The 258-nt window shown below is 46.1% G+C and carries 1 protein-coding gene; it reads left to right on the top strand.

What is annotated here, in order from left to right; genetic code table 11:
- Positions 1 to 19: 19 nt before the first annotated feature.
- On the top strand, positions 20 to 258 hold a 239-nt coding region (locus tag ACCD03_RS25580; protein ID WP_413413290.1), incomplete at its 3' end, for a hypothetical protein.

Raw genomic sequence — 258 nt, 5'->3', positions numbered from 1 at the left:
ACATTGAACTTGTAAACAAATGAAAAAGAAAATACTTCTTGCTGCAGGTGTTAGTCTCCTTGCATTCATCATTTCTATCTCGTTTCAGGAAAGTAGGGCGCAGGCAATCGGCATGCAAATGGGTAGCATGCGCGAAATGTACAAAGATGGAATGCCCGCTGTATTCGCGCGGTTAAAGGAATTGGGAGTAACCGAACTCGAGGGTGGTGCCGGCCGGGGAAACCGTGAGGAGTTTAAAAAACTCTTAAAGGAGTACGG

The organism is Ralstonia sp. Ralssp135 (assembly GCF_047304345.1).
Taxonomy (GTDB): Bacteria; Pseudomonadota; Gammaproteobacteria; order Burkholderiales; family Burkholderiaceae; genus Ralstonia; species Ralstonia chuxiongensis.
This window is presented reverse-complemented; position numbering and strand designations above follow the sequence as displayed.